The organism is Bacillus sp. FG16, assembly GCF_057809515.1.
This window is the reverse complement of record NZ_JBMDKC010000113.1, coordinates 1-16,860: the sequence shown is the minus strand read 5'-3', so window position 1 is coordinate 16,860 and position 16,860 is coordinate 1. Positions and strand designations below refer to the sequence as shown.

Annotated in this window: 25 protein-coding genes and 2 pseudogenes; 3 read left to right on the top strand and 24 right to left on the bottom strand. The window is 36.3% G+C overall.

The genetic code is table 11. From position 1 onward, the window contains the following. From ACODS7_RS27260 to ACODS7_RS27195, 14 genes are all read right to left on the bottom strand, one after another. Positions 1–349, bottom strand: a 349-nt coding sequence (locus ACODS7_RS27260) for a DUF1064 domain-containing protein (protein ID WP_488828031.1), incomplete at its 3' end; no start/stop codon positions are given. A gap of 12 nt (positions 350–361) precedes the next feature. After that, on the bottom strand, positions 362–871 hold the full coding sequence (locus ACODS7_RS27255) for a YpiB family protein (protein WP_242316755.1): 510 nt from the start codon (positions 869–871) through the stop codon (positions 362–364). Between the two features lie 5 nt (positions 872–876). After that, positions 877–1,686, bottom strand: a complete 810-nt coding sequence (locus ACODS7_RS27250) for an ATP-binding protein (protein ID WP_242316764.1) — start codon at positions 1,684–1,686, stop codon at positions 877–879. Beyond that, a complete protein-coding gene (locus tag ACODS7_RS27245; RefSeq protein WP_242316756.1) occupies positions 1,640–2,497 on the bottom strand; it encodes a DnaD domain-containing protein in 858 nt (285 codons plus the stop codon). The genes ACODS7_RS27250 and ACODS7_RS27245 overlap by 47 nt, the downstream gene beginning before the upstream one ends. Before the next feature lie 5 nt (positions 2,498–2,502). Next, on the bottom strand, positions 2,503–2,673 hold the full coding sequence (locus ACODS7_RS27240; RefSeq protein ID WP_488828029.1) for a hypothetical protein: 171 nt from the start codon (positions 2,671–2,673) through the stop codon (positions 2,503–2,505). Beyond that, positions 2,670–3,476 (bottom strand): recombination protein RecT, encoded by an 807-nt coding sequence (gene recT / locus ACODS7_RS27235; RefSeq protein WP_242316757.1) that lies wholly within the window; start codon positions 3,474–3,476, stop codon positions 2,670–2,672. The genes ACODS7_RS27240 and recT overlap by 4 nt, the downstream gene beginning before the upstream one ends. A 21-nt stretch (positions 3,477–3,497) precedes the next feature. Further along, a complete protein-coding gene (locus ACODS7_RS27230; RefSeq protein ID WP_242316758.1) occupies positions 3,498–4,433 on the bottom strand; it encodes a YqaJ viral recombinase family nuclease in 936 nt (311 codons plus the stop codon). Between the two features lie 78 nt (positions 4,434–4,511). Then, positions 4,512–4,706: a hypothetical protein gene (locus ACODS7_RS27225; RefSeq protein WP_445079679.1), complete on the bottom strand. Its 195-nt coding sequence runs from the start codon at positions 4,704–4,706 to the stop codon at positions 4,512–4,514. 13 nt (positions 4,707–4,719) lie between these two features. Then, positions 4,720–4,983 carry a hypothetical protein gene (locus ACODS7_RS27220; RefSeq protein ID WP_242316759.1) on the bottom strand — a complete coding sequence of 88 codons (264 nt, stop codon included), beginning with the start codon at positions 4,981–4,983 and terminating at the stop codon, positions 4,720–4,722. A gap of 21 nt (positions 4,984–5,004) precedes the next feature. Beyond that, the gene (locus ACODS7_RS27215) at positions 5,005–5,298 is read right to left on the bottom strand and encodes a hypothetical protein (RefSeq protein WP_242316760.1); all 294 of its coding nucleotides are present in this window, start codon (positions 5,296–5,298) and stop codon (positions 5,005–5,007) included. After that, positions 5,295–5,441 carry a hypothetical protein gene (locus tag ACODS7_RS27210; protein WP_242316761.1) on the bottom strand — a complete coding sequence of 49 codons (147 nt, stop codon included), beginning with the start codon at positions 5,439–5,441 and terminating at the stop codon, positions 5,295–5,297. Before ACODS7_RS27210 ends, ACODS7_RS27215 begins: the two co-directional genes overlap by 4 nt. A gap of 196 nt (positions 5,442–5,637) precedes the next feature. Then, complete coding sequence (locus ACODS7_RS27205; RefSeq protein WP_180231840.1) at positions 5,638–5,793, bottom strand: DUF6906 family protein; 156 nt, start codon at positions 5,791–5,793, stop codon at positions 5,638–5,640. Between the two features lie 15 nt (positions 5,794–5,808). Next, a complete protein-coding gene (locus tag ACODS7_RS27200) occupies positions 5,809–5,997 on the bottom strand; it encodes a helix-turn-helix transcriptional regulator (protein ID WP_197265720.1) in 189 nt (62 codons plus the stop codon). A 13-nt stretch (positions 5,998–6,010) separates the two neighbouring features. Next, on the bottom strand, positions 6,011–6,232 hold the full coding sequence (locus ACODS7_RS27195; RefSeq protein ID WP_197265719.1) for a helix-turn-helix transcriptional regulator: 222 nt from the start codon (positions 6,230–6,232) through the stop codon (positions 6,011–6,013). 183 nt (positions 6,233–6,415) lie between these two features. On the opposite strand from ACODS7_RS27195, the gene ACODS7_RS27190 reads away from it, so the two are divergent. After that, positions 6,416–6,769, top strand: coding sequence for a helix-turn-helix domain-containing protein (locus ACODS7_RS27190; protein WP_197265718.1), 354 nt, complete (start codon positions 6,416–6,418; stop codon positions 6,767–6,769). A 337-nt stretch (positions 6,770–7,106) separates the two neighbouring features. Here ACODS7_RS27190 and ACODS7_RS27185 read toward each other — a convergent pair whose 3' ends face one another. Beyond that, positions 7,107–7,253, bottom strand: coding sequence for a hypothetical protein (locus ACODS7_RS27185; RefSeq protein ID WP_179883946.1), 147 nt, complete (start codon positions 7,251–7,253; stop codon positions 7,107–7,109). Positions 7,254–7,284: 31 nt separating this feature from the next. Continuing rightward, positions 7,285–8,433 carry an AimR family lysis-lysogeny pheromone receptor gene (locus ACODS7_RS27180; protein WP_098424759.1) on the bottom strand — a complete coding sequence of 383 codons (1,149 nt, stop codon included), beginning with the start codon at positions 8,431–8,433 and terminating at the stop codon, positions 7,285–7,287. 649 nt (positions 8,434–9,082) lie between these two features. Between ACODS7_RS27180 and ACODS7_RS27175 the strand changes: the two are divergent. Together ACODS7_RS27175 and ACODS7_RS27170 are read left to right on the top strand one after the other, a co-directional pair. Continuing rightward, a pseudogene (locus ACODS7_RS27175) lies at positions 9,083–9,493 on the top strand (Arm DNA-binding domain-containing protein); the annotation flags it as partial. A gap of 139 nt (positions 9,494–9,632) precedes the next feature. After that, positions 9,633–10,694, top strand: a complete 1,062-nt coding sequence (locus ACODS7_RS27170; protein WP_243168940.1) for a site-specific integrase — start codon at positions 9,633–9,635, stop codon at positions 10,692–10,694. Between the two features lie 55 nt (positions 10,695–10,749). Here ACODS7_RS27170 and ACODS7_RS27165 read toward each other — a convergent pair. The 8 genes and pseudogenes from ACODS7_RS27165 to ACODS7_RS27130 form a co-directional block, all read right to left on the bottom strand. Next, a pseudogene (locus ACODS7_RS27165) lies at positions 10,750–11,058 on the bottom strand (MFS transporter); the annotation flags it as partial. A gap of 108 nt (positions 11,059–11,166) precedes the next feature. Continuing rightward, the gene (gene bcaP / locus ACODS7_RS27160; RefSeq protein WP_000809361.1) at positions 11,167–12,582 is read right to left on the bottom strand and encodes a branched-chain amino acid transporter BcaP; all 1,416 of its coding nucleotides are present in this window, start codon (positions 12,580–12,582) and stop codon (positions 11,167–11,169) included. 232 nt (positions 12,583–12,814) lie between these two features. After that, a complete protein-coding gene (locus ACODS7_RS27155; RefSeq protein ID WP_243168941.1) occupies positions 12,815–13,987 on the bottom strand; it encodes a homogentisate 1,2-dioxygenase in 1,173 nt (390 codons plus the stop codon). Further along, positions 13,953–14,909 (bottom strand): fumarylacetoacetate hydrolase family protein, encoded by a 957-nt coding sequence (locus ACODS7_RS27150; RefSeq protein ID WP_016083963.1) that lies wholly within the window; start codon positions 14,907–14,909, stop codon positions 13,953–13,955. Before ACODS7_RS27150 ends, ACODS7_RS27155 begins: the two co-directional genes overlap by 35 nt. 66 nt (positions 14,910–14,975) lie before the next feature. Further along, positions 14,976–16,094, bottom strand: coding sequence for a 4-hydroxyphenylpyruvate dioxygenase (gene hppD / locus ACODS7_RS27145; RefSeq protein ID WP_000810920.1), 1,119 nt, complete (start codon positions 16,092–16,094; stop codon positions 14,976–14,978). A gap of 393 nt (positions 16,095–16,487) precedes the next feature. Beyond that, a complete protein-coding gene (locus ACODS7_RS27140) occupies positions 16,488–16,598 on the bottom strand; it encodes a DUF3948 family protein (protein ID WP_001083691.1) in 111 nt (36 codons plus the stop codon). Between the two features lie 43 nt (positions 16,599–16,641). Then, positions 16,642–16,758 (bottom strand): DUF3948 family protein, encoded by a 117-nt coding sequence (locus ACODS7_RS27135; RefSeq protein ID WP_000654250.1) that lies wholly within the window; start codon positions 16,756–16,758, stop codon positions 16,642–16,644. A gap of 34 nt (positions 16,759–16,792) precedes the next feature. Continuing rightward, positions 16,793–16,860: DUF3948 family protein (locus ACODS7_RS27130; protein WP_048519132.1), on the bottom strand; the 68-nt coding region annotated here is incomplete at its 5' end.

Genomic DNA, 16,860 nt, shown 5'->3' with positions numbered 1-16,860 from the left:
CACCGTATTTCTTCACATGCTTCAGCAAAATCAGCTGTAAGTGCGGGTATTTATACTCGAACAACTTTCGTTTCACGTTGAAAGTTTCGGTGATCATGCCTTTTATGTCTATGACCTCCACCTCACCATTTGGCAAGTACACTAAGAAGTCCGCTATGTATGTAATGGCTTGAAAGCTCTTGTCCTGTTTTTTAAATGCAGGTTGTAGATTAAATACTGGCTGCCGTTCAAATCCTTGAATTTCCCCTCTTGCATAACGAATTTTCAAGCCTTCGTAATAATTTGCTTCGGCTTTTGAATCGAATACGTAACCATCGAGGTTCACTTTTTTGTTGTTGTATTTGCTCAATTCCTCTCACCCTTATTTCATAACCAGCTTTTTAAATAGTGCTTCATCCTTCGTGTCGAGGGCATAATCGATGAGTTGGCGCTTGCCGAGATTCTCCATGTATGTAATAACTTCCTCTACTCTCAGATACTCTTCATCCGGTAAATCCGTTTCTAGTGAGGGCTCATCATCTTCCAATACCGCCATGTATAAAGCATGGCGGTATTTGCCTTTAAAATTTATTTGAATGTGTATCTTGCTTTCTGTGTCTTGGGCACTAAAATAATGAAACGCTACACCCGAATCATTGGTTTTCCCTGTTGGTCCAAAGAATGTAAAGCCACTTCTCACGGAACATGTTGCCGACATTTCTATGCCATATGAATATTTTTTCGCATTTTCTACAAAACGAATTCTCTCTTGAAACTTCTCATGTTGCCCTAACCTGTAAAGCAATCGAAATGCGCTATGCTCTTGAGGTTCTAATTGATCCCATACCCAATCAATAAACGCCAACTTCTTCTCAACCGATACTTTGCTCATAACCTTCACTCCTTCTCCCGATAATCTTCGCCTTCAACTGCAACCATGTAGTCTTTGCTCATGCCCTTTAAACGACTATTTGCTGCAAATCCAATCTTTTCTCCTAATGTCTCGTCATCTTCGTTTGAACTATACAAAATCGGTAAATTATGACGATATCGATAATCAATAATCTGGTAGTACAAATTTTCTTTTACTTCTGACCATTTGGATTTCCCTAAGTCATCCCACACTAGAACTTCTACTTGCTTTGCGGCATGTAATAAGCGATTGAATTCTTTTTTGTCATCATTCATCATCTTTGCTGCAATGAGGTCATCCATGAACGTCCCGTCCGAAATCAGTAATACACTATATCCTTGCTTCATGAGATATTTTGCTGCCGCCACTTGCAAATGTGTTTTTCCAAGACCAAAACTGTTATGTTCCCGCTTTGCCTGTGCCCGCTTGGATGGTTCTAACTGTTTAATGCGGAGCTCACCAAACGTTGCGATAAAGCCTAAGCTATTTTGTTTCGTTCCCTTGATTTCTTCAAAATTACGCAAATATTTTACGATGGTTTCATACAACACTTTTTGGTTCTCTGTCTTTTGTTTGTAAGAGTCAAATCTCGCTTGTGCAAACTCTTCTGGAATCATTGCATTCTTCAACCTTCGTTCTATCACTCGTCGCACTTTACACGAACAATCCTTCTGCACAGATACTTTCATTCCAAATTCATTCACTTCCTCGTAAAACAGTACTTCCGTATCCTGGCATGTTGCGCACTTATACTCGTTTAATGTAACTTGGCATGTTTCGTTCTCGGCTTGCAACTTCTTCCTCATAGCTTCTGCCCGTTTGATAATATCCGCCATTGCGTCTCCCACGTGCTGCACGTTCCCCACCGCCTTTTTGGTTTTTATATGTTTCATCCAGTTGCATGACATCCGCCATTGTTTTGACATTGCTTTTCTGCCAATTGGATAAAATACCGCTGATATATTTCCAGCGCTTTACATTTTGGTCAATCGCTCGATCCACAGCTTCTAACACCATTTCGCTTCCTAGCACATCACAAAACTCTCCCAAATCTTGCAGAGCTGTTTCACTTAGCGGAATATTGTTCTGCAGTAAGTACTGATAACTTTTTTGAAATTCTTCGTCAATCAAGGGGTGCTTATCTACATCATCATCTATATTTGTAGTAGTATCTGTAGTAATATCTGTTAAAGAAAGTTCGTTTTCGCAATTTCCATCTTTCGATTTCGAAATTTCCTTTTTTCGATTTCGCAAAAAGGAAATCATCATTTCGAAAAAACGCTTTTTATCTAACTTGTAGTGTACAGTAGGAACACCATTTGCTTTTTTCACATACGTTTTCAGAACGCTCATTTCCTCTAGTTTTTTTCTTGCTTTTCGAACACCGTATTTACTAATTCGGATTTCCTCATGCCATTCGCTATCAGTTTTATAAAAATACTCATCCTCTCTTGTTGTACGATCTGACCAATAGACAAGTTGTGATAAAAACAAACCTGTTTCTAAATCCTCTACAAAATCAATAAATACTGTATTGACAACGATTTTATTTGCTTGTCCACTAAACGTATGAATGATGTCAAACACTTCACTTTGAAAATCCACAAGGTTCATTCCCTTCTGCAAATGGCGATGTATGATTGGTTGTCCACAATAACTTTTTCAATTCGATAGTTTGGATACCCAGTCTGTATATACTTTGCGATAGAACGCTTTAGTTCTTCTTTAGATTGCGCTCTCTCCCACAATTTACGGGAGAGGAGCACCTTTGATTTTCTCATCCTTCAATCGGGAATTCTTGTTGCCCAGCATCTTCTGTTATTACCTGTTCTCCTTCGATTGGATCCACTTCAATAAACTCTGGTTCTTCTGTAATATCTTTTCGCACCACTTCGTCTTGCTGCGCTTGTGTTTGTACTTCTATGCTAATCGGTAAGTATTTAAACATGTAACGAACCACAGTTTTCTTCGCCATTTCTTCATAGTCGCTACTCCAAGGGCTATAGCTAGAATTAGCGGCTGCAGAACGTTTCCGGCGTTTCTCAATTTCACTTTTCGGCATGAACTCCATTTGATACCCGCCGTCTTTAAAATGAGCGACTGCATACGCACCAATAAACGCACCACGCTCCCCATGTGACGGCTTATGCTCCAATTTAGGATGTAGCCCCAACTCATACTCGAATTCGTCATTTTCATGTACAGCATGGGCATAAATACTTTGAATATGACCAGACCGTCTTGCGAGGTCAATCATTCCCTTATACCCAATGACAAATGTTGCCTCACGCTTATACGGTAAGATATAACAGTGTCCCAATAATCCTGGTTCGAGTCCTAGCTGTACCGCTTGCATCACAGCTCCCATAAGAGAAGGAACCGCACATTCGAGAAGCTTTGGATTCGTACGGATTGTTGTTAAAGCAATGCGACTCATACGGTTCATATCCATATGCTTCGGTAATACTTCCGCCATTCTGGGTGCCATTTTCTTCATGTAAGCTTCTACGGTTTGTTCCGGTGTAACTGGCGCACTTTCTTTTCGATTTGTTAACTGGTTTTTCAACTTTTCATTTGTAGCCATATGTAACCCACTCCCTATTTTTTATTTCACTAAAAATTTTCTTGATATAGTTTCATTTACATATTTTTTATATAAATCAGGATGTTCTGTTTTGAATCTTTTACTGTCAAAACGATTACTCGTATAGGACTTCCAATGAATGGTGTAATTCTCCGTTGTCGCTTTTTCATGAGAACCTAATTTCGCTTTCAGCTTGTTCTCATACTCTGCCTTTTGTTCTTGTAGTGCCTTGATTTCCCTATCTACTTGGTCTCTCGCTTCAATAAGTAGCTCTTCTTGCTTCCCTAAGCTGATAGAGCTATCTTCGATAGATTCCGGATACATTTGCTTCAGTAGTTGCGCAGATGCCTCTGAACCGTCAAACATAGGCGGTTCATCCTTTTCGACGTGATTCAGCCAAAAGTCCCGTTCCATATTGATAAGATACTGGATTATATCCTCATCCCGCTCGATCTTTTTGTACACGAATTTGTTGCCACCAATTAATACGGCAATCCACCATGCTTCATAGCCTGTCACAGCCATATAGTGCTGACACTGGAGAAGATAAGCAACAGGGACCTCTTCATCCTTCCATTCTTTTTTCAAATATTCAGATGCTGTTTTGCATTCTAATCCAATTCTTTCTCCCACGATGAGCCTGTCCACATTTGCAAGCATCCAAGGATACTCTGGGTGTTGTAAGATGGCATTTCGACGCTGTACCTTTAGTCCTGTACGCTTAGCAAACTCTTGTGCGACTACTTCCTCGAGTACATTCCCAAAATACGCAGCTTCACTTTGTACATCCTCTTGCTCGATAGCTTGTGTTTTCTCAAGAAACACCTGTACTTGCGACTTCCATTTACTTAAGCAAGCAATGGCTGCCACATCTGAACCGCCTAATCCTTGCTTACGTGCTTCTAACCAAGCCTTGCGATCCATATGTAATGTATTTGCTAATACTTTCGCCTGCATGTTTCTTTCACTCACTCTCCGTGTTATACTAACTTCAAATTTGTTTTTTCTAAGGAACTCATTGCCGTGAGTTCTTTTTTATTCCCCTGCCACAAAACGTGTGCCATGGCGTTCTAAAAACTTCTCATTGCATTCCTCACAAATGAGATTCCCCTCGAATTCGTAATACGTCATGCCGAAATACAACTCACCGTCACAATCGCTACAGTAATGTTCAAAATCTTGTCTCGGGGAATCGTGCGAATTACCTATGATATTTGGATTTTCTAGCATTTTTGTCATCTCCTCACAGGATGTACAGATTTTTCTCCTTTTCCATTTCCAATTTGATATCATTCACACATCCATCCCAAACACCTTCCTCTAGGTATTCACTATGCTGTTTTAAAAATTCATGGCATTCCATATGGAGATAGTAATCATAAAATTCATATTCGGATTTCCCTGTATTGTTAACAGCATCCAAGCCGCTAGGTATGATTTCCAAACACCCTAAACAGGTTTGCTCCTTACGAGTTTTTAAGCTTTTACGATTGTGAATTTCTGTCATCGCTTATCGCCCCTTTGGTTGTTAGTTTGCCAATGTAATATAATGCACCCTCTCCACAACATCCGCATTCACACCTACACTTCTCAAACGTCTTACAATCCCTTGAATACGTGCACGTTCCTCATCATACTTCTCTTTCGCACGATAGAGTGCCGCCAATTCCCTTCGGGCTAATCGGGCTTCTTTGATCCAGATGCAAAACTGATAGGGATCATTCTTTTTGAGTGCTTCTACTTGTTTTTGTTCGCAATGGTTTAAGAATTCATCGAGTATTTGTTTCTTTTGTAAGTCTTTTGTTAGAACTGATTTGGTCATGTTGGTTTCTCCTCTTCTTTACATGCAATAGCGCTCATTTGGACACATTTACCAGTATTTTTTAAGATTGATTCATGATATTTTAAAATCAATAAAATAATTGGATATCCATTCCATCCATATTTTATTTGCATAGATACCATATTCTCATTAACCGCCCATTAGATGGTATCGGAAAGCCTTTTATAGGGCTTTTTTCTTATGGTTTATACATAATTGCATATTATTTATCTATATAGTTTCATAAAAATTATGTTATAATACATTCGTGTAGAATACTCACATTCCATGTTGACGGCTCTAGCATTCCGCTAGAGTCCTTTTTCTTTTTCACACACTCTACGCACTTGGAATGACTCGTCTTGAGTTCGTATGACGATGAACCAAATGTATCCGTCCATCCGCTTTCTTATAGATCAACCAATTTTCTGGATTTAACTTATACGAGTTAATATGTATCTTCTCTCGCTTCGTTGGTCGTTTACCATTTTTCACTTGTTTCCTCTCCCTCTATTTCTCAAACAGCTCGTCCACTGTTGTTTTGAAGTATTTTGCTAGTTTTTGAGCCTCTTTTAGGGTGAAGTCACTTTTACCGTGTTCTTTAGCAAAATATGTTCTCGGTGCAATATGAATCAACTTTGCTGCTTTCTCTTGTGTCATGCGTTGCTCTTTTCTGGCGATGTATAGATTTTTATGCATGGGTATCGCTCCCTCAGGTATATTTTGTATCATTAAATTCTTCGAAAATATCCGGAAACAATTCAGTCGCCCTAATACCAAAGAATTTTTGATATTTTTTCATTGTTTTTCTTCCTGGATCGCTATCACCCTTTTCGATTTTTCTAACAAAAATTTCAGATAGACTGAGAGCTTCAGCTAAGGATTTTTGTGTTAAATCTCTCATTTTTCTTTCTCTTCTAATTCGTTCACGCATGTTTATCCTCCTTATAAAGATATATAACCTATCGTAAAATAAGTATATTTGATACATTACGTTTCGTCAATCGTTTTTGATATATTTTATATCATAAAATAAAAAGACTTCCAAACGATACAAAATGTATCTATAATAACCTTATAGGGATTAGATTGATGACATGAAAGGGGCGCATAAAAAATGACCTTTGGAGAACGATTAAAAGAGCTACGTGGAAAAAAAACGCAGGAAGAAGTTTCTACAGGGATTGGTATTTCTAGACCAAGGTACTCTCATTTTGAAAATAACCGAAACGAACCAGATTTGGATCTTATACAAAAAATAGCGGACTACTATAAAGTAACCACTGATTATCTCTTAGGACGTTCTGAGGATACACGCCTCACAAAAGAACAAGATGATATAGCAAACGAAATGGCTAAAAAACTTGAGATACTAATTAATCAATTAGAAGACGTTGACCAAAATAAAGCTTTAGAACAATTAGAAATGTTTGTTTTCTACCAAAAAGCTAAAAAGAACATACTCGAATAAAAAATACTACCGTATAGGAATCTCCACGAAATCCTTATACGGTAGTATTTTTATTTTTCTTTATATGTACTTGATAGAACTGTTTTTAAAAGTTTGTTTACATCCTTACAGTTCTTTAATAATAACCATTCAATTGCAGCCTTTTTTAATACTTGTTCTTTTTTCATCTCGCATCCCCCTATATTAAATATAACCTTTTTCTCCACATCATACATAATATATAACAACCCTATCATTCCTTTTTATTCCATTTAGAAAGAAAATGACTCTTTTGTTAAAAGTATTTCCAACCCGTAAACGTCGAAAGACACTATCTTAGAGATAGTGTCTTTCGAAATCAACCCCCACCAGAACCTGGTGATTCAGCATACATAACCGTTATTTCATTTTTACTTTTTGCTTGTTGATGAGTAATATCATCCTTTGTTGTGACCGAAACTAGAGAAGCTACAAACAATAATGTCGCTACTACAATATGTTTCATTTCTCCACCGCCTTATTAGTAAATAATACCATTATAAGTATTTCAATGGCAACTGCAAATAAAAATCATCACCAGACATTTTAAAGGAATTATAGGATTCCAGGAAATATTCTTTTTTACCCGTCGCAATACCTTTGTACACTTTCTCAAAAGAATTCAGATAACCTCTTTTCTTTTCAATATAGTCCAATAATTCCATTGCTTGCTTCTCTTTTCCCATTTTAGCAAACAAATGTGCCTGCTCAGATATATCTTCAGGTGTAACCAATTCCAACTCTTTCTCTTGGGAAATCCTTAAAAAATCTAAATTTGTTTGAAACATTCCTTTTCGGTACAAAGCTTTGAAATTACAAGGAACATTTACACATTCAATCGCATGTTCGAAATACATTTTAGCTTGCTCAAATTTACTTGTATCCAAAATATAAGTTTCACCAAGAATACTGTATGCAACACCTTTCATATAAACATACGGGTTTCTTGGATTATTGATAATATCCCAACAAACTTCTCGTGACTTGTCCAATTGATTATCGTGATGAAGAACCGTTGCCTCCATCTCTTTATTTCTTAATAATAACGATCCACTCAATGTATCTTTACTAATACTAGAAATTAACGTTGTTAATTTCTCATTATAATACGATACCATCTTAAAATCTCCATAGTCTAAATATGCATACAGCAATGCAAACTCTATTATAATATTGGTCAATGTTGCGTCACTACTTGTTAACTTGTAGGATTTCTTCAAAGACTCTACGCTATCCAAGAATTCTTTTTTATTGTAATTGCCTTTGAATCGATTAGGCAACAACTTATACACTGAAGATAACTGTTTATTTAGTTTAGAACTTCTCGTATTTGAATGGTTACTTTCAATTTTCAAAATCAGCTTTTCGAGTAAATCAAATTCTCCAAATAAATCTAACGCCTCCAAGGCAACACGTTGGTTAATAAAACTTAAATCAGCTAACGCTTCTTCAACGACGTGCCTTCTCTTTTCAATCGAATCCGGATACTGTAATCTCAACATTTGTAGAAAATGGAGGAAATCAAAGTTTCCTGAATAATAATTTTGGATGGTTGTATGACTCACTCCAAATCGACTACCTAACTCTCGATTAGTAAATCCCCGAATTCTAAGGTCAATCTTCATCTTTTCTAGAATGTTTTCCAAATTTCCAATCCTCCTTGATTCATGTACAAAAACACACTAGCCTAAAATTTCTCAACCTTGGAATGGCACTACGAATGATGAATGTCTGTTATACTAAGTTGGAACTCGTATGATGCAAGTGTTTTATCCTAAGGTAGGTTTAGGATGAACGGTGTGAGCGGTTTTGTCATGATCACCTCTTACACACGCTCTGCGAGTTTTTATGTTCAATTTTATTTTAGATTATTCAGTCAATTAAAAACATACCTAATTCGACACAATTATATCATGAAGAATCCATCCCGAACACCCATTCCACATATTTCTCAAGTTCGCATACATCAAAATACACTAAATTTATCGAATAATCATTTATTTTATATTTTATTGTAATTGGATGACCACAAAACCAGCCAATTTTACAGTTTTTTACCCAGCCAATCTGAAATTAACGAAGAAAAGTTTCTCAAAATTTTTCATACATTTTATGTTACAATACATACAGGTATGGAATTTTTCTTACAGGGTAATATGTTATTAAAATTAAAGTGGTTCAAGTCAAAGAAAGGCTCTCAATTTATTTTGGGAGCCTTTTCTTTTGGTAACAAACAAGTTATAATCTATTCAATAAATTGAATTATCAATCTTTATGTATACGGGAGGAGTTTCGATGGTAGTCTACAAAGATAAAGAACGGGGTACATATTTTTTCGTAACAAGAGTTCGTCAGTTTGATAGGACTAAAAAACAAGTAAAGCGCCGTGGGTTTAAGACTCGAGAAGAAGCACTTGAAGCCGAAGCAAAGATGTTAGCAGAGAAAGACCTGACTTCAAATTTAACGTTTGCTCAAGTGGCAGATAAATATTTCGAATGGTATTGTCAGGGTAAAGAGCAATCTTTGATTATTCCAACCCAAAATGTGATATACAATTACTTAGTACCAGAGTTCGGAAAAATGAATGCGAGTACAATTACAGCTAGACAAGTAATGATTTATCTAAAAAAAATCACTAGCAATTACCCTCCCGAATTTTCACAGGAGATTCATACCACACTTTCTGCTATTTTCAACTTTGTACTCTAGTATATAAAACCTTACATTCCGAAAACCGCACAATAACTTTGTGATGGCTTATTTTGTTACCATGTTATTACCTGTGTTATAATTTACAAAACAAACCGAATAATTAATTTTTAAGTATATACAGGAGGGATTCCAAATGGTAATTTACAAAGATAAAGAACGTGGAACATATTTCTTCGTTGTCAGAGTCCGTCAGTTTGATGGCACTCAAAAACAAGTAAAACGTCGTGGGTTTAAAACTAAAAAGGAAGCACGTGAAGCGGAAGCGAAAATGTTGGTTGAAAAAGAGACGAACTCCAGTTTAACGTTTGCTCAGGTTGCGGATAGTTATTTTGCTTGGTATTGTCAGAGGAGGAAGGAATCTTCAATAGTCACTATTCGAAATGTTATTTACAATCACTTACTACCAGAGTTCGGAAGGGTAAAGATAGACTATCTGACACCTAAACATGTAATGCTTTACCAAAATAAAATTATTAACAAATATTCTGCTAAGCATTTAAAAAAAATTCACGCAGTTCTTTCCTCTATCTTCAATTTTGCAATCAAATTTAATGGTTTATCACAAAACCCAGCGAGAATCGCAGGAAACTTTGAAAAAGAATCCAATAAAAGGATGAACTTTTGGGAATTTGAAGAGTTTAAACAATTTATTGAAGTTGTGGATGAACCATTATATAAAGCATTTTTTTCTACTCTTTATTACAGTGGCGCTAGAAAAGGGGAATTATTAGCTTTAACTTGGGCAGATATTAATTTTGAGGAAAGCACAATAGACATTAACAAAACTGAATATAACAGACAAGTTACAAAACCAAAAACTAAATCTTCCAATCGAATTATCATGTTACCTACATATACCATCAATTTATTGAAAGAACTAAAAAATCATGCTACAGTAAAAACACCTATAAAAAATGATTATGTTGTATTTGGAGAATTTTACAAAAGCATTACCATAGCAACCCTCCATAAAGATTATGACAAGTATGTATCTATAGCGGGAATTAAACGTATTTTAATTCATGAATTTCGACATTCGCATGCATCTTATTTAATAAACAAAGGCGTTAGCCCCCTTGTAGTAGCTCAACGATTAGGTCATTCAAATGTTGCTACAACTTTGAATACATATAGTCATTTATACCCATCAAAGCAAGCAGAAGTAGTTGCATTTATGGAAAAGGATTTCGGATAATAGCTGCCAATTCGTTGCCACTAGCATTCTAGCTATTGATATTACTGAACTAACATGGAATAAATCCTTCTATAAATAGAAAACCGAGCATTAATAATGCATTACTTGCCATAGAAAATATCATAATCGGTTTTCTTCCATATATGTCAGCAATTCTTCCTCCTATAAGTGATCCAAAGCTTGCAGCAATTGGAGAAAGCGCCATAATAACCCCAACTTCCAACAACGAATCTACCTTATCTTTTAAATATAATGCAAAAAAAGGCATTAACATCATCATTGCAATTCCATTTAACGTCTCTCCAATAAATCGAATCCATACGTTACGGTCCATCTCCCTTAACTCACGCCACGTATTTTTCATCATTTCCCCCCTTTAGTTAGCCAACAATTATCTTATAATAAGTTCAGAAAAATGTAAATTTTCAAATAAAAAAATCCATTCTAACAGAATTAGAATGGATTTTTTCGCTTATAAATTCGCAACATCTTCTTCTTTTTTACTGTTGTTTAAAGCACTATGTTTTCGGCTATATAAGAAGTAAACCGCTATACCAATAACCATCCATATCCCAAAACTAATCCATGCTGTCCCCGATAATTGAAGCATTAAGTATAAACAGAAAATCACTGTTAATGCTGGTAAAAATGGTACAAGCGGAGCCTTAAATGCCCTTGGTAAGTCTGGATGAGTTCTTCTCATTACAATTACCGCAACAGCTACGAGTGCAAATGCTGACAATGTCCCCATGTTTACAAGATGTGCTAAAACATTTAAATCTATTAATCCTGAAATCAGTGCCGCAATAATTCCCGTTGTCCATGTATTTAAAAATGGCGTTTTAAATTTCGGATGAACTTTAGCAAGACGCTTCGGTAATAAACCATCTCGGCTCATCGCATAAGAAACACGAACTTGCCCATACATCATAACTAGCATTACTGTTGTAATCCCTGTAATTGCTCCTACTGAAATTACCCCCGCTAATCCATCTTGTCCAATAAATTGAAGTGCAAAAGCAACTGGATCTGATATATTTAGCTGTCCGTATGGAACAATTCCTGTCAAAATAAGCGAAACAACGATATAAAGAACTGTACAAATTAATAACGATGCAATAATACCAATTGGTAAATCACGTTGCGGACGTTTCACTTCTTCTGCCGCTGTTGAAACTGCATCAAATCCTATAAATGCGAAGAATACTGTGGCCGCTCCAGCCATTACACCATCTAAACCAAATGGCATAAAAGGCGTCCAGTTTTCAGGTTTCACATAATTAAAACCAGCAAAGATAAAAATAAGAACAACTGCTATTTTAATAAATACCATAATGTTATTTACTCGTGCACTTTCACGAACACCCCTAGATAAAAGAACTGTCATCACTAAAATAATTAGAACTGCAGGTAAATCGATTATTCCACCCTTACCTGTACCAGGAGCCGAGGAGAGAATAGTCGGAATATGAATTCCAAACCCCTTTAATAAAGATTGAAAATATGCAGACCAACCGTTTGCTACAGCAGATGTAGCAAGTAAATATTCAAGCATTAAGTCCCAGCCAATTAAAAATGCGAATACTTCCCCCATCGTCGCGTATGTATACGTATACACACTGCCCGAGACAGGAACTGAAGAAGCAAATTCAGCATAACAAAATGCAGCAAAGGCACAAGCTAGCGCGGCAATCGCAAATGATAATATAATAGCTGGCCCAGAATGTTTCGCTGCCACAACACCCGTTAGAACAAAAATACCAGTTCCAACGATTGCACCGATTCCAAGCATAGTTAAATCTAGCGCGCCCAATGTTCTTGCTAACGTTTTTTGCTTACTTTCTTGCATTAACTTTGCAATTGGCTTCTTTTGAAAAATTTGCTTCATCTTTCACTCCTCCAAGTTTTAAATTTTCTGAAAATTTTTAATTCGCTTTTTTATTTTACTCATTACGCTTTTCACAGTCAATACTTTTGTCGAAACAAGTAGAAATTCTTCTGAATATGCACCATCCTTATCATTCTTTCTATATATCTTTCGACAACTCTTTTTGGTATTATTATACATGTCGATTCCACAAAAAAGCATGCTCCCTTATTGAGAGCATGCCTTTTTTTACTTATTTCACAGTATATGAACTTTGTTCAATCCAGCTATACATATACTTTTCATCTTCTGTTTCATGTGCTTGTTTTACAATACGAAGCGGACGGAATGTGTCTATCATAACAGCTAATTCAAGCGTCTCTTTCTTCCCTATACTTGCCTCTGTTTTCCCCGGATGCGGCCCATGAGGAATCCCGCTCGGATGAAGTGTAATAGAACCTTCTTCCACACCTTTGCGACTCATAAAGTTTCCTTCTACATAATAAAGAACTTCATCACTATTAACATTACTATGATAATATGGTGCCGGAATTGACTCTGGATGATAATCGTATAAACGTGGTACGAAAGAGCAAATAACAAAATTATGCCCTTCAAATGTTTGATGTACTGGCGGTGGTTGATGAATGCGCCCTGTAATTGGTTCAAAATCCTCTACATTAAATACCCACGGATACAAATAGCCATCCCATCCAACAACATCTAACGGGTGGTGTCCTAAAACATGTTTATGCATATATCCTCTTGATTTTGTCATTACGACAAACTCGCCTTTTTCATCATAGGTCTCTAATTTTTCTGGACCACGAAGATCTCTTTCACAAAACGGACTATGCTCTAACAATTGTCCATATTCATTTCGATAACGACGCGGTGTTGTAATTTGGCTATTCGCCTCTACAACAAGAAACTTAGTCTCTCCTTCATCTGGAATAACACGATAAATCGTTCCAATTGGGATCGTTACATAGTCGCCTTTTCTATAGTGAATCGTTCCAAACATCGTTTCAATTTTCCCTGTTCCATAATGAACAAATAACATTTCGTCGCCATCACCATTACGATAGAAATAATCCATTTTTTCTGTTGGGCTCACTACTCCAATTAACAAATCTTCATTTCCAAGTATGAAATTCCGTCCACTTATTGCATCACCACTTTTTTTATTTTCTTTCGTTCGGAAGTGGCGATGAGAAAGAGCAACATCCTCTTCATACTGCAACTGACAAGAATGCGATAATGCAGAATGACCTACTTCTGTTGGCATATAGTGATGATACAAAATAGACTGCGTACCAGAAAATCCTTTTGTTCCCATTACCTGTTCACGATAAAGCGATCCATCTTTTTTACGAAATTGTACATGTCGTTTATGAGGTAGTTCTCCCATGTGACGATAAAACATGCCCATCACCCGCTTCCTTTTCTTTTTTGATCGTATTACGTAGTGTACCTAAACCAGTAATCGACAGCTCTACAACATCTCCATCTTGTAGCCACTCTTCTGTACCAAGTTCTAAAATACATCCTGTTCCTACTGTCCCAGAACCAATCACATCTCCTGGATATAACGTAACGTCCTCTGAAGCACGTTCAATCATTTCAGCAAATGTATAGTAAATATCTTGGAAGTTTCCCTTTGATAATAGTTTTCCGTTTACATGAGCAGTCATTTCTAAATCATATCGATCACCATTACGATAAACATCTAATTCCTCTTTCGTAACAAGATGTGCTCCTAACGAAGTTGCAAAGTCCTTTCCTTTCGCCGGACCGAGACCTACTTTCATTTCTGTTGCTTGTAAGTCTCTCGCACTCCAGTCGTTCATAATACAATAACCAAAAATATATTCCTCTGCTCGCTCACGAGAAATATTTCGCCCTTCTTTTCCTATTACGCAAGCAATCTCCAGCTCATAATCAAGCTTTTTAGACTTTTTCGGACCAATTACAAAATCACCGGAACCAATTACAGCACGATGATTAGTAAAATAAAAAACCGGAATATCATACCATTCAGGCACAACATCTAGTCCTCTTCGTCCACGAGCTGTTTTTACATGTTGTTCAAATGCGTAAAAATCTCGAATACTACTCGGATTAGGAAGAGCAGCTGTCAATTGTACTTCTTCTAAAGCATATATACCCTTATTTGGATTCTTAATATTCCGCACTACTTCTACATACTCATCAGCTTTTTCTAAAAAAGCCATCATAGAAGAAGGGATTTTCCCTTCACTAGCAAGATTCATATCTATTACTTTGTCACCTTCAAGCCATCCAGCCCGTATTTCTTTTGAAGGAAGACGAAATGTAACAAATTTCATCCTGATTCCTCCTTATAAAAATGAAATTTCCACCAGCAAAGGGACTTTTGCTGGTGGATATAAATCTTATAAGTTTCCGCGACGCTCTTGTTCTCTTTCAATTGATTCGAATAACGCTTTAAAGTTTCCTTCACCAAATCCACGAGAACCTTTACGTTGAATGATTTCAATAAATAAAGTCGGGCGATCTACAATTGGTTTCGTAAAGATTTGTAGTAAGTAACCTTCATCATCACGATCTACTAAGATCTTTAATTCTTTTAGCTTATCAATTTCTTCATCGATTTTTCCAACTCGTGCAGTTAACTCATCATAATAAGTATCAGGTGTATCTAAAAACTCCACCCCATTTGCACGAAGCGCTTCAACCGTTTTAACAATATCACTTGTTAATAAAGCAAGATGCTGTACACCAGCTCCATTATAGAATTCTAGATACTCTTGAATTTGTGACTTTCTCTTTCCGTCTGCTGGTTCGTTAATCGGAAACTTAATACGGCTTCCATTCGTCATAACTTTCGACATTAACGCCGAATACTCTGTACTAATATCGTCATCATCAAAATGAATCATTTGTTTAAAGCCCATGACATTCTCGTAATAACTAACCCACTCTTCCATTTTTTCAACATTACCAACTACATGATCGACAGCAATTAAACCAGACTCTTCAAATGGAATATTAAACTCTACCTTTTGGAATCCTGGCATAAATGCCCCTTTATAATTTTTACGCTCTACAAGCGTATGAATTGTATCACCATACGTACCAATAACTGCTTTTTTCAATGTACCGTCCTCATCTGTTAATTCCTCTGGTGGAGCAATTGCGACGGCACCACGTTTCACTGCTTCTGAGTATGCTTTATCAACATCATCAACAAGTAGTGCCACATCCTTCACGCCATCACCATGAGTCTTTACAAACTCTGCAATACGATTTTCACTACTTAAAGCTCCAGACACAACGAAACGCATATTTTTTTGCACAAGAACATAAGATACCTTTTCACGGTTTCCAGTTTCTAATCCAGAGTAAGCCACAATTTTGAATCCGAACGCTCTCGCAAGATAATAACTCGATTGCTTTGCATTCCCTACGTAAAATTCCAAATGATCTACATCACGTACTGGAAAAAAATCCTCCATTTGTGCAGCTAGCGTATCCATAGATTTTTGTTTCATAATATCTTCATCCCCCTGTAAATAGATTAAATGGTCCATACTTAAAACCAACCGAAAACGCTTCCAACATAAATAAATAGAAATTAGTTAGCAAGCTAACAAATTCTGACCTTTAAAATTTTCTATCTTTTCTGTCAAATTCCTCTTTTTTTCTTACATATAAAATTCGACTTTTTTCTCTTTGAAATAAAGCGGGATTTTATTCAGTGGATTTTTGATTATTCGTTGAATCAAATTTCAAACGCAGCGTCTAATTAGCCATAAATGCTGGATAATGAGGTAACTTTAATACTTGAGGGTATATAAGAAGAATATAAAAAAGACTCCAACATATTAACTACTTACTAATACGTTAGAGTCTTTATTTTTTTTGAATGATTGTATTTATATATATCATACTAATACACTTGCAAGGAATAGAATAAATGATGTTAATATTACCGCTCCACCTAAGGATCCTAATAAATCTGTTTTTGTTACTTGAAACACTTGTTCACTGTTCATATCCCTCATTCTCCCTTCTTTTTCTTTTGTTACAAAGTTTCTATTATACTAATACACTTGATAGAAATACGATTAATGCTGTTAATACTACCGCTCCACTTGCTGATCCTACGAAGTCACCTTTTGTTACTTGTAATACTTGCTCTTTCATATCTTTCATTCTCCCTTCTTTTTCTTTTGTTACAAAGTTTCTATTATACTAATACGCTTGATAGAAATACGATTAATGCTGTTAATACTACCGCTCCACTTGCTGATCCTA